Origin of the sequence: Prosthecobacter dejongeii, assembly GCF_014203045.1 — a bacterium.
GTDB classification, from domain to species: Bacteria; Verrucomicrobiota; Verrucomicrobiia; order Verrucomicrobiales; family Verrucomicrobiaceae; genus Prosthecobacter; species Prosthecobacter dejongeii.
On record NZ_JACHIF010000001.1, the window covers coordinates 1,057,487 to 1,079,213 of the forward strand.

A 21,727-nucleotide genomic window follows, 5' to 3' on the forward strand; every position below is an offset into this window, starting at 1 on the left:
CATTCCCATGAACCCCACCACCTACCCTGCAGACATCGTTGGCGAATTTGGCCCTTACCCAGGCAACGCCCAAGTGAACGGAGTCACCTATGACGGTGACGTTGTCTGGTGGGCTTCCGACAAGAGGCTCAATGCCATGGATCCCGCCAGTGGCGAGATCGTCCGTTTCCTGGAAGTCCCCGCCCATGCAGGCACGGCCTATGATGGCAAGCACCTCTACCAGGTCTCCGAAGGCCACATTCATAAGATCAACCCAGAGACCGGCGACATCCTCAGCACCATCCCGGCCCCCAGCGCCGACGACAACAGCGGCCTGGCCTGGGCCGAAGGCAGCCTGTGGATCGGGCAGTATGAAGGCCGCAAGATTCATCAGCTAGATCCCCAAACCGGCGCCATCCTCCGCACCATCGCCTCCAATCGCATGGTCACCGGCGTGACTTGGGCGGATGGCGATCTCTGGCACGGCACCTGGGACGACGACAGCGAACTCCGCCGCATCGACCCTCACTCCGGCGAAGTCCTCGAAACCCTCACCCTGCCCCCCGACATCGGCGTCTCCGGCCTCGAATCCGACGGCCAAGACCGCTTCTTCTGCGGCGGAGGCGGCAGCGGAAAGGTACGGGTTGTGCGCAGGCCTAACAAAAAGAAATAACTCCGGCCTGCAAGCCGTAAGTAGGACGGGTGTGTCCGGCTATGGAGGTCCTTTTCGAAACAGATCTTCTTGCCGGATTACCCGTCTTCTAGGAAGCCTCGAACCCATGAAAGACAGGCCCCAGAGATAGCACTCACTCTGGTGCTAGGCCACGCGTTAAACCTCTCCCCCCCAAACCAGGCGGGTAATCCGGCGCTTTGCTCGCACGAGTCAGCGAACATCGTTCCCGCCGGACACACACCGCCCTACGGTCCTGCACCGCATCCTCAAGAGACGAAGGGGAACTACTCGAAGCTCTTGCGGATCTCTGCGTGAGCAGCCGCCACGGCCGCTTCTCGTTCCTGGATCGCCGCATAGCGCATCGCAAAACTCCCCGCCTCTGTTGAACCCGTGAGCAGATGCCGAGCCTCGGCCACCAGGGCATCCTTACGCTCGTTCGTGATCGGCGGCTTTTCCTCCATCGCCTCATCCATCATCACGACCAGTTGCGAAAGCTGCCTCAGCCAGGAGAAGCGCTCATTCTCCGTCAGCAATTGCAAAAGCTTCAGAGGAGACAAGGTCACCTTCTCTTCCTTCTCATACGCCGCGCGCTCCGTATTCATGAGCAGCTTGTGCAAGCTCAGCAATTGGTTGCGAAGGGTTGGCAGAGGATGGTCGTTCATAGCGGTCATCTTGAAGCCATCTATGATGGGAAGGCGTGCTGTTGTGGTCAAGCCAGTTGAGAAGATCCACGCTCCGACTCTTTGTCATCAAACTTGGCAAAGGATGGGGCTTGATCCATGCTTTGAACCTGATCCTGCATGGCCACTTTTCATCAATTGTACAATCCCGAAGACAGTCTTTGGAACATCTACCTTCAGTTTGTCTTTGCAGATCTTGAAAGCGACTCTCCACCGTCGCTGTCCCGAGTCATTGAATGGTTTCAGCAGCATCCCTCCTTCGAAGGCTTTCCCGGCGATCTTCATCAAGAAACGATTCCTCTGAGAAACGTGACAGAGCGGACCATTCGAGAACTCCCTTTGGAGCACGGCCTCGAGATTTTGGAAATCACCATTAAAGAAGCGGTCCATTACGGCAGCAATGAACGTCTGATGCCAGACCAGGCCAAACTTCTGGCAGAAGCCTTCGTGGCAGAGTTCGACTCTCCCCTCATCTTTAGCAATCAGAGCCGGGGTTCCGCGCCCTACTACTGGGGCAGCAGCCACGGCAACGTCACCGATGCGGAACGAGGCTACACTTGGGAGTACTTCGTATGCTCCATGGATCGAAAACGCATCGGATTTGTGTTCTCCCTCAACAACGAATGACGGGACTCGTGCCTCTGCCTGAGTCGTGCAAAGAGGTTACGAGAGGAGCGCGGAGATTAGCTTCGTGGCTGCTCACTTCTTCGCCATCGAAAAACATAGGCGGCGAAGCCGCGACATTAACGATGCGGGCAAGACTGACCACACTCTTTTTCAACTCGCATTCACATTTGGGTCGGTAGATCCTGGCGAAGCCTTCTTTGAGTTCTTTCGATTCATGATACTGCTGATCGCCGATTTAACGGCTTTTCGTTCGGTCAAAGCGATCTGCATCCGCTCAGCAATCTCAAAGAGAACAATCTCTGAGTCCTTTGCTCGGTCAAGACACTCTGTGTCGGTCAGTTGGTGAATGCCTTCACTCAAAAGATCGTGCAGCAGGGCCAATGGATTGTGCCCCTCGATTAATAAGACTGGAGGAATTGCAGTCACATCCTGGAGCATATCCAAAGCTTTAGAGAATTGGGTTTCTCGTTGAGCTTTTTCCAAGAGCTCAATCTGATCAGGCAGTGCATTAATGGCCCGAGCTACTTCGAGCACTGCTGCGATTAGAGCGAACTTATTGTTCTCAACTATTCGACGGTAGTAAGCATACGCACCAACTCCGAGACCACGAGCTATTGCGCGTCTTGCCTGTAGAAAGTGCTGTCGATTGTCTTCCCCAATCACTTTAAAAAGCCGTTTCGGAATAGGCAAGCCGAATGGCGGGTCCTGATAAATCTTCGTGCAATAGCCGGAAGATGTATCAGCCCTCAAAAGTTCCGCCTTTATTGTATAAATTTTTTCGGATTCGCTGCAATTGGTGCAGATGTATCGAATGAAACAGTAAGACACACTATCAACTTCGTAGGTATTTTTACCTTTTATCAGATGACGTCTCACTCCATTACAATGATCGTGGTCACAATAGATTCTAATATCACCTGGAAACTTCACGCTCGAAAAGCTATTTAAATCAAATAGCCCTTGCACCAATTGGCGAGAGTGAAGGGGCTCGCCTTCAAGGAGTTCACTCAAGGCCATACCTTGCACTGGCCTAAGACCAGCAAGTACCGTAGTTAAAGGAGGCTTTTGGTGATCACTCATTGCTAGTCAATTTTCGGCATTTTAAGCCCCTGTGCATCAGCCGCCTACAGAGACTTTATCGCCTTCAGGGCTGCGTCGGCACCATGAAGAGTGGTCTTAAGGGGGGAGCGGTTTTGCATGGCGGCGGTGCGGATCTTGATCTCGTCCTATCGGATTTTTTTCGGATCAGCGACCTCGAAAGCTCTACCAAATCACTTTCCAAACATTGCCATTGTTGTCTTTAGCCCGGCCAAAACCATGCGTTGGATTCGCCCCTGAAGTGTATCCTTCAAAGTCCACAATAGTGCCTCGGGTTCCCATCAACATGGCGCGGCTTGTTTGCAGGCCACGAACATCACCAGTAGACACAGACGCCGATGAGATCGCCACGGCGCTCCCTTGAGCCGCAACGATTTCTGGACTCATGATGCCCCCTACCACCGTAGCATAGCGGCCTGTGCAGACTTCGCCATCAGGCAGAGTCAAGGCGACGGTACCTGAGCCGTTGCCAGCCCAGGTAAATTTGGCATCCAAAACTTTTCCTCCCTGCACAGCGGGACCTGCCACCGGATAGGCTTTGGCAGTTAACGTGCACGAGGTGATGGAGACCATCGCAGCTAACGCTGACAGCACGAGAAGAGCAGATTTCATGACAGGATCGGGAAGTCGTTAATGGGACAAAGATGGATCTTACTGATGATACTACTGATGATACTCCTGCAACGCCCGCACTTCGACATCCGCAGCCTGCAATGACTTGATCGCTCGCATCGCCGCATCCGCTCCACGGAGGGTGGTCATGATGGGGATGCGGTTTTGCATGGCGGCGGTGCGGATCTTGATCTCGTCCTCGCGGGGGTTTTTCCCAGAGGGGGTGTTGATCACGAGGGCCATGTCCTTGTTCTTCATGAGATCAATGACGTTCGGGCGCTGGCCGCTGGCGAGCTTCGGCAGGATGTTGACATCGGTGCCAGCATCCTTGATGACCTGGCCGGTGCCGGCGGTGGCGTAGAGGGTGAAGCCGAGATCGGCGTAACCTTGGGCGATGCGGGCGACGTTGGCGCGGTCGGTTTCCTTGACGCTGATGAAGACGTTGCCTTTGGTCGGCAAGGTGCCGCCGGCGGCCATCTGGCTTTTGGCAAAGGCGAGGCCCATGTCCATGTCGATGCCCATGACTTCGCCCGTGGATTTCATCTCAGGCCCAAGGGCGATGTCCACGCCCTGGAACTTGCTGAAGGGGAAGACGGCTTCTTTGACGCTGAAATGCTTCGGATGAACTTCTTCGGTGAAGCCGAGTTCCTTGAGGGTCTTGCCAGCCATGATCTTGGCGGCGAGCTTTGGCAGCGGGACGCCGATGGCCTTGCTGACGAAAGGAGCGGTGCGGGAGGCACGTGGGTTGACCTCGATGACGTAGAGGTCGTCGCCTTTGACGGCGAGCTGCATGTTCATGAGGCCGCGCACGCCGAGGGCTTTGGCCAGCTTTTTGGCGGCATCGCGGATGCGGTCCTGCATTTCAGCGCCGAGGCTGAAGGGAGGGATGACGCAGGCGCTGTCGCCGGAGTGAATGCCGGCCTCTTCGATGTGCTCCATGATGGCACCGATGACGGTCGTTTCGCCATCGCTGATGCAGTCCACGTCCACCTCAGTGGCGTCTTCCAGGAAGCGGTCCACCAGCACGGGGCGGTCGGGCGTGGCCTCGACGGCATTCTTCATGTAGTGGGTCAGTTCGGCATCGCTATAGACGATCTGCATGGCGCGGCCACCGAGCACGAAGCTGGGGCGCACGAGGCTGGGGTAACCGATGCGGGCAGTGATGGCCAGGGCCTCTTCCAGGGAGGTGGCGGTGCCGCTGGCGGCCTGGTGCAGGCCGAGTTCATCCAAGAGGGCGGCGAAGAGCTTGCGGTCTTCGGCGAGCTCGATGTTTTTCGGGCTGGTGCCGATGATGCGTACGCCGTTTTCTTCCAGGCCTTTGGCGAGGTTCAGCGGGGTCTGGCCGCCGAACTGGACGATGACGCCGAGCACCTGGTCGTTGCGGTTTTCGCGCTCGTAGATGTTCAGCACGTCTTCCAGGGTCAGGGGCTCAAAGTAGAGCTTGTCGCTGGTGTCGTAGTCGGTGGAAACGGTCTCCGGGTTGGAGTTGACCATGATGGTCTCATAACCCAGTTCGCGCAGCGCGAAGGAGGCATGGACGCAGCAGTAATCGAACTCGATGCCCTGGCCGATGCGGTTTGGACCACCACCCAAGATCATGACCTTCTTGCGGTCATTGTCGCGGACTTCGTCCTCGGTGCCGTAAGTGGAGTAGTAGTAAGGAGTCTGCGCTTCGAACTCGGCGGCGCAGGTGTCCACAAGGCGGTAGGTGGGGATGATGCCGAGCTTCTTGCGGGCAGCGCGAATCTCTTTTTGCCGTGTGCGGCACATATGCGCCAATTGTGCATCCGAGAATCCAAGCTTTTTGTAGCGGCGGAACTCACTAGCACTGAGGCTTCTCCAGTCCAACTTCTCCAGCTTGTCTTGAGCAAGCTCGAGATCGGTATCGTTATCTGGATCGAGATCGAAGCGGGAACGAATGAATTCGGGATCGTTTCGGCATTCTGCTATCGCGAGCGCTTTGTCGGAAATAACCAATGTTTCCTTCACAATCTCCTCAATCTGCCTCAAGAACCACCGGTCAATCTTGGTGAGGCTGAAGACCTTCTCGACGTCCCAGCCGATGGCGAAGGCCTGGCCGAGGAAGAAGATGCGCTCGGCATTCGGCACCGTGAGCTTGGTGGTGAGGGTTTCTTCGTCCACCACGACATCGGCTCCGTCGCCGATCAAACCGAAGCGTTTGATTTCCAGGCTGCGCAGGGCTTTCTGGAGGGACTCTTTGAACGTGCGGCCAATGGCCATGGCTTCGCCCACCGACTTCATCTGCGTGGTGAGGGAGGTATCGGCACCGGGGAATTTTTCGAAGGTGAAACGCGGGATCTTGGTGACGACGTAGTCAATGGTCGGCTCGAAGGAGGCGGGGGTCTCGCGGGTGATGTCGTTCTTCAGCTCGTCGAGGGTGTAACCGACGGCGAGTTTGGCGGCGATCTTGGCGATGGGGTAACCGGTGGCCTTGGAGGCGAGCGCAGAGGAGCGCGATACGCGCGGGTTCATCTCGATGACGATCATGCGGCCCGTGTCCGGATGGATGGCGAACTGGATGTTGGACCCGCCCGTCTCCACGCCGATCTCGCGGATGCAAGCGAAGGAGGCATCGCGCATGATCTGGTACTCGCGATCCGTCAGGGTCTGGATAGGGGCGACGGTGATGGAGTCGCCCGTGTGGACGCCCATGGGGTCCAGGTTTTCGATGGAGCAGATGATGACGCAGTTGTCTGCCTTGTCCCGCATCACTTCCATTTCGAACTCTTTCCAGCCGAGCAAGGACTCTTCGATGAGCACTTCACTGACGGGGGAAAGGTCCAGGCCGCGAGCGGTGATGGTTTCAAATTCTTCCTTGTTATACGCGATGCCGCCGCCAGTGCCGCCGAGGGTGTAAGCGGGGCGGATGATGAGGGGCAGGGTGCCGATCTCTTCAGCGATTTTGCGGGCTTCCTCAATGGTGTGGGCGACGCCGGACTGCGGCAGGTCCAGCCCGATGGCGAGCATGGCGTTCTTGAACTTGAGGCGGTCTTCGCCTTTTTCGATGGCGTCGGGCTTGGCGCCGATCATGCGCACGCCGTGTTTTTCCAGCACGCCGGAGTGGTGCAGGGACATGGCGGTGTTCAGCGCGGTCTGGCCACCCAGGGTGGGCAGGAGGACGTCGGGCTTTTCCTTGATGATGATCTTCTCAACGATCTCTGGGGTGATCGGCTCGATGTAGGTCCGGAAGGCGAATTCCGGATCGGTCATGATGGTGGCCGGGTTCGAGTTGATCAAAACGACCTCGTAGCCTTCCTCGCGCAGAGCTTTGCAGGCCTGGACACCTGAATAGTCGAACTCACAGCCCTGGCCGATGACGATGGGGCCGGAACCGATGACGAGGATGCGTTTGATGGAGGGATCTTTGGGCATGGAGGCGGAGGGCGGAGAGAGAAGAGAAAGCTTAGGTTGGGGCTTTCAAGGCTGCCACAGGGGGAGGCGGCGGTTCCGGGAACCGCTCATCTTTGCGGCGGCAGCCGGGAAAGCGCGGCATCTTGCACAGAGCCAGCGCGCTGTAAAGGGCGGAGGATGAAGATGTGTTGCCGGAAGGCTCTGTTTGTGGAATTTTTTGCACCGAAAGCCATGAGTGCGCTGAGGATGTTGCCAAAGACACAAAACCGAACGGCCTTCAATCTGGACCGTTGGGATGAACTGGCCAGTGACGACTTTGTGCGAAACTGGCCGGGGAGAATCGAAACGGATCGGTTTGGCCGAATGGTAGCGTCCCGATATGAAAATTATGGACACGGCTTTCGAATGGCTGCCGTTTCATGGGAAATAAAGCGCTTGTTATCTAAAGGAAGCGCATCGTTTGCCTGCCCTATCTCCACCACGGACGGTGTGAAGGTGGCGGATGTGGCCTGGGTTTCCAAAAAACGGCTGCTGAAGATTGGAGGTCGCACGGCTTTGTCGGGGGCACCGGAGATCTGTGTGGAGGTGATTTCGCCAGCCAACACGCGGGGAGAGATCGAGGAGAAACGCCGCCTTTATTTCGAGGCTGGCGCGAAGGAGGTGTGGATCTGCGACAAGAAGGGGAAGATGATCTTTTTCCTGAAAGAAGCCGCTGAGGTGGCGGCGAAGACTTCCAAACTGTGCCCCGAGATGCCCAAAACGGTGGCGTGAGGTGGGGTGTCTCGCCCTTTCAGGGCTCGCAGGGGAGGAGGCGGAGATTGTGGCTTACCCAAGGGCGCTGCCCTGGGCTATGTTGTCTCGCCCCGCTGGGGCTGGGGGAAACGGCTCATCGGCAAATGCGGCCACGGTTCATCCAGGTGCTTTGGTGTTTGCTCTGTTGGGGTTCTACTTGAGGAATTCGTTGGCACGCGGGCGAAGCTATTTCGACGCCCCCAACTTTCCGAAGACACTGCGGAGCTGCTCGACAGTACCGATGGCCAGAGTGACTTCGTACTCGAAGATGAGGCCGGGTTTCAAAGCGAATGTCTGGAGCGGGGCGAGGTAGGAGCAGTCGCCGGCATTGCCATTGCGCACGCGGTAGGTGGTGGCCTCTTTGACGTGAGGCAGGTAGAGGCCGAGGCCGGAGTCCCGGGCATTCACCCAGGCGATCCAGGGCTCAGCACCGATAGCGATGATTTCATTTGGAAATCCCGGCTGCTGGCGCTGGAGGCTGCCGTCTTTTCCCACAGAGACCAAGGTCTCTAGTCTGGGTTTCACAAAAAGAGCGGGCAGCTCCTGGTGGTAGGGCTTGTGGGTTTTTTCCCCGGTGTAGGCCATTTTAAATTTCAGCCGGGCGAGGCCGCCTTCCAGCCGCAGCCATTGTTCCAGCGTGACTTCGGGGAGCAACTTGCCCGTGGCCCAGTGGCGAGGGGTAGTTTTAGCGTACAGTTCGTCCTTGGACTCTCGACTTTCGAGAAGCTGGGCAGGCTCGTTACGCCAACTGCCGCCCTGGACGGGATTGTAGCGCCAGGGTTTGCCATTCCAGTCGCTGCCATCCGGGTCACCGTAGTAGGACTGTTGGACGTAGCGACCCACATCGTAGGCATTCAGCAGGTTGTCAGACGAGTGCGAGTGTGAAAACCAGCCGATGCAGGCCCCAGCGGTGAGATTGATGCCCAGGCGCACGTGGCCATTGTCCAGATACACCCATTTTTCCTGCGCGGGGGCGAGGGTGGCCAGAAAGCAGAGGGCGAGGAGGAGGCGCATGAGGAAAGGAGCCGTGGGTCAAGCTAGGCGCAAGGACAGAGCGGGGACGTCTCAATCGTATGAGCATCGGTGACCCTCGCTCCTTGAGTGCGCGCGAGGGCCGTGTTATCGCTGCGGGTGCCTCCAACCTTAGCCACGATCATTTTCCCCCTCATTGCCGCCCTTGTCTATGCCTTCGGGGCCTTGGTGCTGAAACGGTCCAGCGAGCTGGGGGTGGGGCTATGGCGGACCACGTTTGTGGCCAATTTCATCGTGGCAGGCCTGTTTTCTCTGCTGTGGCTGCTGGGCGGGCCGCCCGTGGAAAAAGAGCTGCTGTGGCAGCCGGGCGTGATCGCGATGTGCCTATTTGTGGGGCAAATTTCACAGTTCATCGCCCTGGAAAAAGGGGATGTATCCGTGGCGGTGCCGGTCTTTGGCCTGAAGGTGATCCTGGTGGCCTTTTTGACGCCGTTCATCATCGGCGAAGCGGTGGGACTAAAACTGTGGGGCGCAGCGCTGCTGAGCGTTATCGGCATTTCCTTTTTGAATAAAAAAGACCAGGGCAAACGGCCCCGGGGACTGGGCATCACGCTAGCGGCAGGGGGCGTGGGCGCGATCAGCTTTGCCGTGTTTGACGTACTGGTGCAAAAGTGGGGACCGCAATGGGGCGTGGGGCGGCTTTTGCCCTGCATTTTCTGGATCAATGCGCTGTTTTCCTGCGGGTTAGTCTTCCGCTTTTCCGCGCCACTGAGCGCCATTCCGAAGCAGGCCTGGGGCTGGCTAACGGGGGGTTCCGTGCTACTCGGCACGCAGAGCATCATCTTCGTGAGCACCCTAGCGGTCTATGGCAAGGCTACCTCCGCCAACATTATGTACGCCTCCCGCGGACTGCTGAGCGTGGCCCTGGTGTGGATGATCGGGCACTGGTTTGCCAATACGGAGCGCGATCTCGGCTCAGGCATCCTGCGCTGGCGGCTGGCAGGGGCGCTGATGATGATGAGCGCGATCGTCCTGGTGGTGGTGTGACCGGGGCAAACTGAGGGGTGGGCAGAGTTTCAAAGAGACGGGACTTGGCAAGTCCCGCTCCTTGGGAAGGTTAAGGGGGAAGCTTGAGGCCTCAGTTCCACTTCACCAATTCGACGCGGCGATTTTTGCTGCGGCCATCTTCGCTGGCATTGGGTGCGGCGGGGCTGGCAAAGCTGCAGCCAAAGGGGAAGAGGCGCTGGGAGGAGATGCCATAGCGGCTGGTCAGGGCCTCCACCACGGCAGCGGCGCGGCGATTGGACAGGTCGCGGTTGAATTCAAATTCGCCGACGTTGTCCGTGTGGCCGACGATGAGGAGCTTTATGGAGCTGTCCTGGGTCATGAGTTTTTGAACCTCCGCCAGGGTGCTATCTGACTCAGGTTTGAGGGTGGCTTTGTTGGTATCAAAATAGATGCCGTAAAGGGCGACACGACCCGTGGTGGTGATCTGTTTTTCCATCTCGTCGGCCTTCACCATGACCATGCGGTTTTGCAGCGCCTTGGTCTCGATGACGTCCACTCGGGCGACCACTGTTCCTGCGAGGATACCTTTTTCAGGGTCCTTCCAGGAATCCGTCACGGCTGCGGCAAAGATGGTGACATAAACGTCTCCTGCCCCACCTTCACCGGTCTTTTTGAGCGCGGTGTAGCGGAAGTCCTCGGCCCCGGGGAGTGTGTATTCTTGGAGGCCGTAGTCTTTTTCCGTCTGGTAAACGGCGGCGACAAAACGGCCGTAGCCATTGTCCAAAGTATTGGCCTGCTCCTGGGGTTTGCCATTGCTGCTACCTTCGAAGAGGACTTCGAAGCCTTTTTCTTTCAAATCGGTCTGGTAAGAGCGCAGGCACTCCAGGGTGCTGGCATCGGCAGGTTCACGGTAAAACAGTGTGGTGCGCGCGCCTTCCGCATCAATCTTCTTCCACTCCTTGGTCTTTTGCTCGCCGTAGTCAAAGATCACGGGGCCGAGGGCCACCTGATGGGAATCGAACTTCTTCGTGGCGTAATGAAGGATGATGGAACCTTCAATGCGCTTGAGCAGGGGGTGATCCTTGGCCCCCTCTTTATCCCGGGTGAATTCAGGACTGACCTGGCCGTGAGCCAGACCGGAGACAAGGCCGCAAGCGACCACCAACGCCAACGAAAAAGAGGTCTTCATGAGAGCGGGCAATAAAGCGGTGGAGGATGTGATGTCGAGATGAGTAAGTTTTATAGTTCTGCCACCTGCTGTAACGTTGGTTAGGGAAAGGATTAGAAGTGAGGACATGCCAGCCCACTGTCATGACGCATTTTCCCTTTTAACTTACGAGGAACTTGCAAAAGTTACGGACACACGGAAAGCAATAGGCCCAAGGTCCTCACACATCACCCTTTTGCGTTCTCATGCTCGCTGAAACCTCAAATTTCTGGACGGATACCTATCCCCTCGTCGCCTTGGGCACTCTGGTGGTGGCACTATTATGTTACACGGTGGTGGAGCTTAAAGCCTGGATTTCGGTGAAGGTGAGGCGCACGCTGCTGATCGTGGGACTGCTGCTGACAGCGGGTGAAGTGGTGCGCTCCAAAACAGCCCAGGAGGAGGCCGCCAATTCAGCGACTCTTTACATTTATTCGGAAAAGCGGGGCGAAGTCGCGCTCAGTCTGGATGGCCAACCCGTGCAGCAAGGCGAAGCCGAAAAAGCCACAGGCGTTCGCCTGAAAAAGAATGCACCGAATGTTCTCGAAGTGCGTCAGGGTGCAGACCTCGTCGGCAGCCTCCCTCTCACCAAAGGAATCTACGCGGTGAACTGCTCCAGCACGGTCAAGATTGCCTGTGAAGAAGTGATCTACTCCTCATCTCCACGGATGTTTAGCACGCTGGGAGATGACACCCCGCCGAGAAAGCCTGAGTTCCTGCTGCGTGGCCAGGGCAGGGGCATCTTCCCCATCCAGAAAAGGGATGCCAAAGACTACATCACGGGCTTTAGCGAAACACCGCCAGCCTCCATCCAAACGTCCTATAAAGCCGGGCAGGCTCCTGCCGTTTCAATGAAGACGATGTGGTGGCTGCACACGGAGAAATGACGGACCTTTCAGGCTAAGTGCGCTGTGGACCAAGAAGCGCTGTTAGAGCGTTAGTAATCAGCGATTTCTTTACATCGCTCCTATTTTTAGGCCCAGCGCTGGATTGCGCGACGAAGGGGTGTATTCTTTCGCTCCCCCCAACCCCCTAAGCATTGTCCCCCCAACATAGCTCAGGGCTTGCGCGCTCTGCGTGAGTTCTAGCCGTGTGCCACCCCCCATTGGCAGCATGCAATCGTCTCCAACCTCCCCGTCCCTTTCTTCCCATCCTCAGCTTCGCGCGAAAAAATCGCGTGGCCTTGTCGGGTGGTTATCTTGTTTTCTGGCGACTGGCCTGAGTGCTGCAACGCTGCAATATGACAGCGACGGCACGGGCAATATCACAGATGGCAATGCCAGTGGCTGGAACACCACAGCGACGAACAAACCCTGGTACGACAGCACCAGCATGACCTATCTGGCGTGGCCGAATACAAATGCGGACATCGCCATTTTCGGGGGTGGGATTTCTGGCACGGCGGGCTCGGTCGCGGTGGGCAGCGTGATCGCCAACGGCATCCTATTCAATGCACCCTTTGCGGGTAGCTACACGCTTAGCGGAGGAACCATCACGCTGGATGGAACAACCCCCACCATCACGGCGAATGTGAATGCCACCATCACCTCCGCGCTGGCGGGCAGCGTGGGCCTAACCAAAAATGGCACAGGCACACTGACGCTCTCGGGTGCCGCTGCCAATACCTATGGCGGTGGCACCTCCGTGCTGGCAGGGAATCTCACAATGTCCAAGACCGCCGGCGTCAATGCTGTGGGTGGAGATGTGATCATCAATGGAGGAACGCTCATCTGGGGCGGAGCCAACCAGGTACCCGATACGGCGAGCGTCACGCTGATCAGCGGTGGATTGCAAATCACCGGCAACACGGAAACGATCGCTAACCTAACGATCCAGGGCGGCAACAGCAACGCAAACACTTCCTCCAACGGCGGCCTTTTCACCATCACCAATACCCTAGCTATCAATGGCACGGGCAGCCTGGGGTTAAACAGCGCCGGGCAATGGACTGTGAACAAGGCGGACTTCACAGGCGCAGCAGCCTCGGCCTTCGGCATGACAGGAAATAACAATACCCGCATCACCCAACTGAACATCGGCAGCGGTGGACTGATCCTCTCCGGGCAGAATCTGGCCATCAACAAAGGATCGACGGCTGCCGCGCTGGGAAGTGAGATCGTTTTTAATGGCGGCGTCACAGCCAGCGGAACCAACAACTTTAATACGGGGGGAACGTTTGGTTCGTCCCGGATCAGCCTGCCTATCATCAGCACCTGGGACATCACCGCAGGCACGACCAACATCAATGTGGCCACCATTGGCGTGGGGGGACTGATCAAAACGGGCGCAGGAAACCTCGCCCTAGCTGGAGCTGAAGCCAATACCCACAGCGGCATGACCACGGTCTCAGGCGGCAGTCTGCTTCTGGGAAAAACCGCCGGAGTAAATGCCATCGCGGGTGACATCACCGTGGCCACGGGCGGCATCCTGGACTGGAATACAGCCAATCAATTGGCCGATACCACCCACATTTTCCTCATCGGTGGCTCGCTGAAATTTGACAACCTGACGGAGACCTTTGCCAACTTGACCCAGACCGCTGGCACGGTGAACATCGGCGGCAACACGAACTCGGGCATCGTCAACATCACCGGCCTGCTGCGTGTCTCTGGAGGCACCTCGATCAACCTCAACAGTGGGGCCATCTGGAGTGTGGGCGGGGCGGATTTCACGGGCTTCTCAGGCACTGTGGTCTCGCTCAATGGCAATAGCACGACGGGACTCAATCAATTCATCATCGGCAGTGGTGGGCTGATCTTGACAGGGCAATCCATTAACCTCGCCAAGGGCACAGCAGTAGGGGCCTTTGGCAGCGAGTTGGCCATCAATGGGAATGTGACCGCCAGTGGTACCAATTCCATCAATGCAGGTGCCAACACCATCGGCGTCTCGCAGGTGAACCTGGGCGCGGCAGACCGCACGTGGAACATCACCAGTGGCACCACCTCCAGCAACTCCAGCGTGGTGAGCAGTGGCGGCGGCATCGTCAAGACTGGCAATGGCATCCTGGCCCTGAATGCGGCCAACACCTACACCGGCAACACGACGATCAACGAGGGTTCGGTGCGCCTGGGAGCCTCTGCCAGTGTGGACAATTCACCCATCATCTCCGTAGCGAGCGGAGCGACGTTTGATGTGGTGGCTGTGACCGGCGGCTACTCCGTCAAAAGCAGCCAACTGCTCCAAGGCGGCGGCAGTGTGGCCGGGGCGACTACCATCGCCAGCGGTGGCACCCTAGCGCCCGGCACCGTTGGCGGGGATTTTCTGCAGAAGCTCAGCTTCTCCAGCTCACTGATTTTGGCCACGGGTTCACAGACTCGACTGCAACTTTCCAACAGCAGTGGTGACTATGACCAGATCGCGGTGACAGGCACGTTCACCCAGCAGACAGGCGGCCAGATCATCGTGGAACCAGGTGACTTTGTTCCGACAGCTGGACAAAGTTTTAACCTCTTTGACTGGGGAACTCTCGGCTCTCTTTCCTCCAATTTAGGCAGCAACTACCGGGATGGCAGCGATGACGACGCGACGGACCTGAACCTGCCGAATATCGCAGGCAGCGGTTTCTTCTGGGACATCAGCCAGTTCGCCAGCAGCGGCATTATCACCGTGGTGGTGCCTGAGCCCTCACGCAGTCTTTTACTCATGATCGCCGGACTGGCGTTGGTGAGCCGCCGCAGGCGTTAAACCGAGGCCATTCCAGAAATGCTTCTGCGCTGACTCCAGCAAAGACCGATTTCCAAAAAGACCGCCTACCTCTGTCTGTAAAGACGTGGCAGGCGGTCTTGCTTGAGAAATCAATCGCCGTCAAACATGCGGCCGATGCCGCCGAGGACGGAGCCTTCACCCGTAGCCTTGCCGCCGGCAGAAGGGGCATTCGCCAGGATGCGATCTGCCAGACGGGAGAAGGGCAGGCTTTGCAGCCAAACGGTACCATGTCCCGTGAGCGTGGTGAGGAAAAGTCCTTCACCACCAAAGAACATGCTCTTCAGATTGCCTGCACGCTCGATGTCATAGCTGATGCCTTGAGTAAAAGCGACGAGGCAGCCGGTATCCACGCGCAAAGTTTCCCCACGCATCTCTTTTTTGATGATGGTGCCGCCCGCATGGATGAAGGCCATGCCATCCCCTTTGAGACGCTGAAGGATGAAACCTTCGCCGCCGAAGAGACCGGCACCGAAGCGTTTCTGGAACGCGATGCCCACAGAGGTGCCAAAGGCGGCGCAGAGAAAGGCATCCTTTTCGCAGAGGATCTCGCCACCGTAGTCGGTGAGCTTCAGCGGGATGATTTTGCCTGGATAAGGGGCGGCAAAGGCCACGCGCTTTTTGCCAGCGTGAGCGCGGTTGGTGAAGTGCGTCATGAAGATGGACTCCCCCGTGAGCATGCGTTTACCCACGGTTTTGAGAATGCCCATGAGGCCACCGCTGGTGGCGGCGGAACCATCCCCCATCTTGGTTTCAAAGACGATGCCATCGTCCATGTAGTTCATGCCACCAGCTTCGGCGATGACAGTCTCACCCGGGTCCAGCTCCACCTCCACGATCTGCATCTCATTGCCATGGATCTCATAGTCCACGTCATGCGCACGCATGCCGCTGCTGCCAGACATGCGCGGTGGACCAGGGATGGGAGGAGGGCCGCCAGAAGCGCCACGGAACAGGCCAGGGAGGACCTGCTCCGCACGGCTCCACTGGGCCTGACCCTCTGTCCAGACCAGGGTGTCTGGGCGGACAGCTCCAGAGGAGGCGAGGGATTGCAATTGCTCTTCAGTGACCTGATGGCGCTGACCTTCTGAATCGACGTAAAACCAAGGGTTCATAGGGAATGGAACGGGGTAGGCGATGAATCCGCACGACCACGAAGTGATGAACTAGCAGTAAGTACGGAACTGGAAAGTGAAGCGCCGTTTTGAAGGGGCGATTACTCTTTGGCGGCTTTTTTATCAGCCTGAGCGCCCTTTTTTTTGGTCACGACTTTATGTTCGACCGTGTCTTTTTTACCCTCGACTGGGAAACCTGCTTTCGCGTGAGCGACGATTTCTGCCAGGGTGGCATCACCGATGCCGTCCACCTTCACAAGATCCACAGGATCGGCAATGGGCCGGGCTTTGACGATGTTTTTAGCACGAGTTTCACCGATGCCGGGCAGGGATTGCAGTGCTTTGTCATCGCCCTTATTCAAGAGGTCCAGCAGCTTCGTCTTTTGCAGGGGCGTCAGTGTTTTCGCCACGGCCTGGGCTTTGGCCGAGGGGGCCTCCACTTTGGCTTCAGCCTTCGCAGGGGCTTTCTTTTTAGCAGGTGCTTCAGCAGCCTGAACGGAGAATGACATTCCAACCAGCACGAGCACAGCAAACAGGTATTTCATAAGCAGATGGGGAATAAAACCGAGCTCACGCTAGGTGATCGGCTTTGGATTGACCAGTGAAAACTCGTTGGTTCACGAAAGCGGCACCCGGATGTCTTTTGACAGGAACCGATGTGATGAGAGACTGAGGCTTGGATCGTCATGCCGAGATTCAAAGACTGACGATTTCCAAAGCTTTCACATCTTCACTTGCACGTCCCGCACATCTCTCAATCCTCCGCCCCCCATGTCCACTGTCACCCTCGGCCTCATCCAAGGCACCACGTTCGCTAGCCAGGCTGAAAGCCTCGCCCGCCACGAGGCCTTGATCCGTGATGCCGCAGGCAAGGGAGCGCAGATCATCTGCCTGCAGGAGCTGTTTAACATCCCGTATTTCTGCACACGGCAGGACACTGCTCTCTTTGATCTGGCCGAGCCGATGCCCGGGCCAACGACGGACCGCCTAGCGGTGTTGGCCAAGGAACTCGGCGTGGTGATCATTGTGCCGCTGTTTGAGAAACGTGGGCCGGGCCTGTATCACAACACGGTGGCTGTGCTGGATGCCGACGGCAGCTACCTGGGCAACTACCGGAAGATGCACATCCCGCAGGATCCGGGCTTTGAAGAGAAGTTTTATTTCACGCCTGGGGATCTCGGTTACAAAGTCTGGGACACCCAGTTTGGCCGCATCGGCGTGCTGATCTGCTGGGATCAGTGGTACCCCGAGGCAGCGCGCCTCACCGCCCTGGCTGGAGCACAAATTCTTTTTTACCCCACCGCGATCGGTTGGCTGAGCAGTGAAAAGGCCGAACTGGGCAGCGCCCAGCATTGCGCCTGGGAAACCGTACAGCGCGGGCATGCCGTTGCCAATGGCTGCTATGTCGCAGCGGTAAACCGCACCGGATTCCAAGATGACACGGAATTCTGGGGCCAAAGTTTTGTGGCGAATCCTTATGGCGAGATCGTCGCCAAAGGGTCCGTCGAACAAGAAGAAGTGGTGATTGTGACGTGCAATCTCCAGGCGGTGGAGGATTTCCGGCGGATATGGCCGTTTTTCCGTGATCGCCGCATTGACACTTACGCCCCTCTGACCAAACGCTACCTTGATGAGTAAAGGATACCCGCAGAACTACCACCTTCCCGCCGAATTCGAAACGCAGGAAGCCATCTGGCTATCATGGCCCTCCAACAAGGAGAGTTGTCCCAAGACCTATCTCAAACTTCAGGATAAGTTTGGAGAGATCGCCGCCAACCTGACCCGCTACCAGCGTGTGCGCATCAATGCGCCTGAGATGATGCACATGAGCATCCGCCTCAGCATCGCGGATAACGAAGGCGCGCTGAACATGGTGGACCTCTACAATCACAACACCAACGATGTGTGGTGCCGTGATCATGGACCCATCTTCATCAAGCACAATGAAACCGGCGAAGTGGCCATCACCGACTGGAATTTCAACGCCTGGGGCGGCAAGTTCCCTTACGACCTCGACAACACCATCCCTGAAAAGGCGGCTGAAGTGCTGAAGATGCAGCGCTTCACCTCTGACTTCACCCTGGAAGGTGGCGCCATTGAGACCAATGGCAAAGGCCTGCTCCTCACTACCGAAGCCGTGCTGCTCAACCCGAACCGCAATGGCGGCAAGGCCCGCACGAAGGCGGAGATGGAAAAAGAGCTGAAGGGCATGCTGGGCGTGAACGACATCGTTTGGTTCAAGGCCGGCATCGAAGGTGATGACACCGACGGTCATGTGGATGACATCGTTCGTTTCGTCCGTGAAGACGCGGTGATCTGCATGGTGGAAACCAAGGAGAACGACCCGAACTTCAAGGTGCTGAAGCAGATCCGTGAGCAACTGGATGACGTACGCACCGCTGATGGTGGTAAGCTGGAGATCATCGAGATCGAAATGCCGAACGCCATCGAAGCCAAGGATTGGCGCCTGAGCCGCCTCCCTGCGAGCTACGCGAACTTCATGCTGCTGAACAACGCCGTCATGGTCCCCATCTTCGGTCAGAAGAAAAAGGACGCCATCGCGGAAGACAAGATCGCCGAGTGTTTCCCAGGTCGCGAGATCATCTCCGTGACGGCTAAGGATCTCGTCATGGAAGGCGGTGCTCTGCACTGCATCGCCATGCATCAGCCGAAGTAAGAGGCGTCAGCAAACGGGTTCCTTTTGGAAAGCCAGCCTGGTTTCAGGCTGGCTTTTTGATGTCTTTGTCACCCGCCAATTGGCGGGTGACAAAGGCGGATTTGGCCGCCCGGTTAAAGGGAATCGTCATCATGGCAAACCAAGGGCCCACGATGCGCGCCAGAGGCCCCTGGAGGATGATGTGGCGCAGAAGTGCATCTCTCACCCAAGAAAGTCCCTTCCCACGCCAGGTGCCCAGCCCCATCCCCAAGGCAGCGCGGGTCGCGGCCGTATTGGAGGCCTGACGGCGGCAGCGGTCATACTCCGCCAACCAAGAGCAGACTGGCTGGCCATGGCGCAGAATGGCATGCAGCATCAACGCGGCAAACTCGGCATCGGCAAAGCCTGTGTTCATGCCTTGACCACCGATGGGGCTCATGACATGGGCCGCATCTCCACAGAGGATGATACGGCCATCGTAGAGCTGCTCACAGTCCAGCCGCCAGGGTGAAAAGCTGCTTTGATTGAGCTGATCTTCCGGCGCAATGACCTGACCAGAGCGCAGGCGCACAACTTCACTGATGAAGCCCTGCGGCGGGTCAGTCTCAGGTTGGCGCGTCTGCACGATCCAGCGTCGCAGCCCTCCGGGCAGGGGGAAGCTTTCCACCGCGCCCTGGGCTGTGAAGTAGAGATGCGCCTCCGCACCCAGAGTTGTACGATCAACGAAATCCCCCATGATAAAATCATGCCCATAGTCATGCCGTGTGGTGCGCAGGCGCAGGAGATCCCGCACGCGGCTGCGGTGCCCATCACAGCCGACCGCATAAGCAGCCCGGAGCGTCGTGAGGGTGCCGGCTTCATCCTTCACGGTCACGGAGACTTCGTGGTCCGTTTGGTCCAGCTCCACCACCTCCACCCCACGCTGGAGGGTGACCGAGGGATAAGTGGCCAGTTTCTCTGCCAAAAGAGCCATGCTGATCTGCTGCGGCAAAGACAGCACGAAAGGGTAGGGGCCGGGGATCTCGCGAAAAGAAGCGATGCCCGTAGGACCACTCTGGCCATGGACGTGGCAGTCACGAATGGGCAGACCATGCTGGATAAAGGCCTGATCCAGCCCCAGCTCCGCCAAAATGGCCAGCGTGGGCGGGGTGATTCCGATGGCCTGCGAATGAGTGGGCAGACCGGTGCGGCGCTCCAGCACCCTCACCCGCATACCGCGCGCGCCTAGCAAGCAACCCAAAGCCATGCCGATGGGCCCCCCGCCGATGAGGATGACCTCGGCATCGTGAGCCTGAGAAAGGGAGGGAGAACTCATACGGTGACGCTGGCGACCAGGGAACCAATACGGCACCCGGGCCTGATAGCGAGCATACGCCTGCCCATAAAAACGCAGGTAACGTTTCTCCTTCCACACGGGTGCTCCAACGCAGTATCCGGTCCATACCAGCGCAATGAAGAGGTGATCTGGCGTCCAGACCGGAGCCGTCCACAAGATGAGGGTGAAGGCAGAATAAATGGGCTGGCGGCTGTAACGAAACAGGCCTGTGCGACTGAAGGGACGATACACTGGCGCATGCCCGCGCCAGACGGAGCGCCAGCCGATGCTACCAATCTGCACATCCAGCCCCGCATCCCGCATGGACTTGGCCAGCAATACCCAGGATAAGCCGTAGATGACGCTCAAAGTACCTTTGAGCCAGCCTTCCGGTGCCGCCCAGAGGACCTCTGAAGAAGACCAGAACAGGAAAGTCACCAGCAACTGCAAAGAGGCCAGCCCTGCAAAGATGGTGGTGGAAAGCTCACGCCCGAGACCCAAGGGAGCCAAGCGCGCCATCCAGCGGCGACCTTTGTCCGAAAGCAGCAGAGAGTGCCCCAGACCAAACTGGAGCACCAGGAGCCCATCATTCATCGCGGCTGCCCAGCCATGCAGATGCAGCAAACTAAACTGCAACCCCTGGTACAGGCTGACAAACATGACGCCGACAGACGCCAGGAATAAGGAATGACTGACGAGCCCATACAACAGCGCCACCTGGCGCTGTGCTGGGGTGTAAGAAACAGGTGCTGTGCCCATGGGAACTAGGTTTGCAGGCTTTCCGCCGTGGGCAGATGAACGGCAGCCCGGCAGCCAATCCGTTCCAGCAGGGCCGTCTCCACGGTGAGACCAGGCCCAAAAGCCATGGCACAGAGAGTGGCATGATCTGTTTCCGCTGAGTCGAGCATCTCTTTCAGCACAAACAGGATGGTGGCGCTGCTCATGTTCCCATAGTCTCGCAGGATGGTGCGTGAGGCCTCCAGAGCTTCAGGCCGGAGGGCTAGGCTCTCCTGGACTTTATCCAAGATGGAACGGCCCCCGGGATGCACAGCCCATTCCTGCATGGAGTCCACCTTGCAGCCCTGGCGGCCCAAAATGCCATTGAGCAACTGGCGGATGTTTCCCCCGATGATGTCCGGAACGTAACTGGAGAGGACAATGTTAAATCCCTCATTGCCGATTTCCCAGGCCATTTCGGATTCACTGGAGGGAACGAGGGCTGACTCAAAACCCCGCAGCAAGTAAGCAGGCTTTTTATTCATCGGTGATCGTGCACTAACGACCGCCGCTGCCGCACCATCCGCGAACAAAGAGTTCGCCAAAATGCTGTCGTGATGATCATTGATCTGCATGTGCAGCGTGCAGAGTTCCAGGCAAATGACCAGCACCACAGCCTGCGGATCGGCCTCGCAAAACTGCGCGGCCATGCGTAGCGCAGGAAAGGCCGCGTAGCAGCCCATGAACCCCAGCGTGTAGCGTTGTACATTCTCCCGCAGGCCTAGCTCCCGGATAACGTGGTAATCTGGCCCTGGATTGGCAAAGCCGGTGCAAGAGGTGTAGATGATGTGGGTGACGTCTTGCTTCTCAAACCCTGGTGTATCCGCCAAAGCCCGGCGGGCCACATCCACCGAGAGCTCCCGCGCACAGTGCGTGTAAACGCGATTACGCTCCGCCGTGCCGGGTGGAATGAGGCGCCCCTCCGCATCACTGCGGTATAGGCTAGCCTCCGACCCCATGACAAAATCTCCCGTCACACTATGCCGCGTCTCGATGCCGCTGCGATTGTAAATGGCGTGGATGAGGCGCTTGGTTTTCGGATCCACGGCCCAGTCCTTGAGACGATCTCGCGTATAAGCCTGACTGTAAGTGTAGGCAGGATTACCGGTGGCGATGTGATGAATGTAAGCAGGCATGGA

At 57.8% G+C, this 21,727-nt stretch carries 18 protein-coding genes; 8 read left to right on the forward strand and 10 right to left on the reverse strand.

The features are described 5' to 3' along the window. Positions 1-7 precede the first annotated feature (7 nt). Positions 8-652 carry a Vgb family protein gene (locus tag HNQ64_RS04180; RefSeq protein WP_184205647.1) on the forward strand — a complete coding sequence of 215 codons (645 nt, stop codon included), beginning with the start codon at positions 8-10 and terminating at the stop codon, positions 650-652. A gap of 284 nt (positions 653-936) precedes the next feature. Here the strand turns inward: HNQ64_RS04180 and HNQ64_RS04185 are convergent, their stop codons facing one another. Further along, positions 937-1,314, reverse strand: a complete 378-nt coding sequence (locus tag HNQ64_RS04185) for a hypothetical protein (protein WP_184205649.1) — start codon at positions 1,312-1,314, stop codon at positions 937-939. A gap of 138 nt (positions 1,315-1,452) precedes the next feature. On the opposite strand from HNQ64_RS04185, the gene HNQ64_RS04190 reads away from it, so the two are divergent. Next, positions 1,453-1,959, forward strand: coding sequence for a hypothetical protein (locus HNQ64_RS04190; protein ID WP_184205651.1), 507 nt, complete (start codon positions 1,453-1,455; stop codon positions 1,957-1,959). 150 nt (positions 1,960-2,109) lie between these two features. Here the strand turns inward: HNQ64_RS04190 and HNQ64_RS04195 are convergent, their stop codons facing one another. From HNQ64_RS04195 to carB, 3 genes are all read right to left on the reverse strand, one after another. Continuing rightward, complete coding sequence (locus HNQ64_RS04195; RefSeq protein ID WP_184205653.1) at positions 2,110-2,970, reverse strand: hypothetical protein; 861 nt, start codon at positions 2,968-2,970, stop codon at positions 2,110-2,112. A gap of 252 nt (positions 2,971-3,222) precedes the next feature. Then, on the reverse strand, positions 3,223-3,669 hold the full coding sequence (locus HNQ64_RS04200) for a hypothetical protein (RefSeq protein ID WP_184205655.1): 447 nt from the start codon (positions 3,667-3,669) through the stop codon (positions 3,223-3,225). A gap of 51 nt (positions 3,670-3,720) precedes the next feature. Then, positions 3,721-7,062 carry a carbamoyl-phosphate synthase large subunit gene (gene carB / locus HNQ64_RS04205; protein ID WP_184205663.1) on the reverse strand — a complete coding sequence of 1,114 codons (3,342 nt, stop codon included), beginning with the start codon at positions 7,060-7,062 and terminating at the stop codon, positions 3,721-3,723. 210 nt (positions 7,063-7,272) lie between these two features. Between carB and HNQ64_RS04210 the strand changes: the two genes are divergently transcribed. Next, positions 7,273-7,812, forward strand: a complete 540-nt coding sequence (locus HNQ64_RS04210; protein WP_184205665.1) for a Uma2 family endonuclease — start codon at positions 7,273-7,275, stop codon at positions 7,810-7,812. Between the two features lie 207 nt (positions 7,813-8,019). Here HNQ64_RS04210 and HNQ64_RS04215 read toward each other — a convergent pair whose 3' ends face one another. Beyond that, positions 8,020-8,847, reverse strand: coding sequence for a hypothetical protein (locus HNQ64_RS04215; RefSeq protein ID WP_184205667.1), 828 nt, complete (start codon positions 8,845-8,847; stop codon positions 8,020-8,022). A gap of 102 nt (positions 8,848-8,949) precedes the next feature. On the opposite strand from HNQ64_RS04215, the gene HNQ64_RS04220 reads away from it, so the two are divergent. Then, positions 8,950-9,852: an EamA family transporter gene (locus HNQ64_RS04220; protein ID WP_221305323.1), complete on the forward strand. Its 903-nt coding sequence runs from the start codon at positions 8,950-8,952 to the stop codon at positions 9,850-9,852. A gap of 91 nt (positions 9,853-9,943) precedes the next feature. Here HNQ64_RS04220 and HNQ64_RS04225 read toward each other — a convergent pair whose 3' ends face one another. Further along, positions 9,944-11,110 (reverse strand): OmpA family protein, encoded by a 1,167-nt coding sequence (locus HNQ64_RS04225; protein WP_221305324.1) that lies wholly within the window; start codon positions 11,108-11,110, stop codon positions 9,944-9,946. 116 nt (positions 11,111-11,226) lie between these two features. Between HNQ64_RS04225 and HNQ64_RS04230 the strand changes: the two genes are divergently transcribed. Beyond that, complete coding sequence (locus HNQ64_RS04230; RefSeq protein WP_184205673.1) at positions 11,227-11,907, forward strand: hypothetical protein; 681 nt, start codon at positions 11,227-11,229, stop codon at positions 11,905-11,907. Between the two features lie 226 nt (positions 11,908-12,133). Then, entirely contained in the window at positions 12,134-14,707 is a 2,574-nt protein-coding gene (locus HNQ64_RS04235) for an autotransporter-associated beta strand repeat-containing protein (RefSeq protein ID WP_184205675.1), read from the forward strand. Positions 14,708-14,817: 110 nt separating this feature from the next. Here the strand turns inward: HNQ64_RS04235 and HNQ64_RS04240 are convergent, their stop codons facing one another. Together HNQ64_RS04240 and HNQ64_RS04245 are read right to left on the reverse strand one after the other, a co-directional pair. Continuing rightward, positions 14,818-15,840: a TIGR00266 family protein gene (locus tag HNQ64_RS04240; RefSeq protein ID WP_184205677.1), complete on the reverse strand. Its 1,023-nt coding sequence runs from the start codon at positions 15,838-15,840 to the stop codon at positions 14,818-14,820. Positions 15,841-15,941: 101 nt separating this feature from the next. Continuing rightward, positions 15,942-16,385 carry a ComEA family DNA-binding protein gene (locus HNQ64_RS04245; protein ID WP_221305325.1) on the reverse strand — a complete coding sequence of 148 codons (444 nt, stop codon included), beginning with the start codon at positions 16,383-16,385 and terminating at the stop codon, positions 15,942-15,944. A 226-nt stretch (positions 16,386-16,611) separates the two neighbouring features. Here HNQ64_RS04245 and HNQ64_RS04250 point away from each other — a divergent pair, with 226 nt between their 5' ends. Together HNQ64_RS04250 and HNQ64_RS04255 are read left to right on the forward strand one after the other, a co-directional pair. Continuing rightward, positions 16,612-17,478: a carbon-nitrogen hydrolase gene (locus HNQ64_RS04250; protein WP_184205680.1), complete on the forward strand. Its 867-nt coding sequence runs from the start codon at positions 16,612-16,614 to the stop codon at positions 17,476-17,478. Continuing rightward, positions 17,471-18,517: an agmatine deiminase family protein gene (locus HNQ64_RS04255; protein ID WP_184205682.1), complete on the forward strand. Its 1,047-nt coding sequence runs from the start codon at positions 17,471-17,473 to the stop codon at positions 18,515-18,517. The genes HNQ64_RS04250 and HNQ64_RS04255 overlap by 8 nt, the downstream gene beginning before the upstream one ends. 43 nt (positions 18,518-18,560) lie before the next feature. Here the strand turns inward: HNQ64_RS04255 and HNQ64_RS04260 are convergent, their stop codons facing one another. Together HNQ64_RS04260 and HNQ64_RS04265 are read right to left on the reverse strand one after the other, a co-directional pair. Then, complete coding sequence (locus HNQ64_RS04260; protein WP_184205684.1) at positions 18,561-20,570, reverse strand: FAD-dependent monooxygenase; 2,010 nt, start codon at positions 20,568-20,570, stop codon at positions 18,561-18,563. A 5-nt stretch (positions 20,571-20,575) separates the two neighbouring features. Beyond that, positions 20,576-21,724: a type III polyketide synthase gene (locus HNQ64_RS04265; RefSeq protein WP_184205686.1), complete on the reverse strand. Its 1,149-nt coding sequence runs from the start codon at positions 21,722-21,724 to the stop codon at positions 20,576-20,578. Positions 21,725-21,727: the final 3 nt, after the last annotated feature.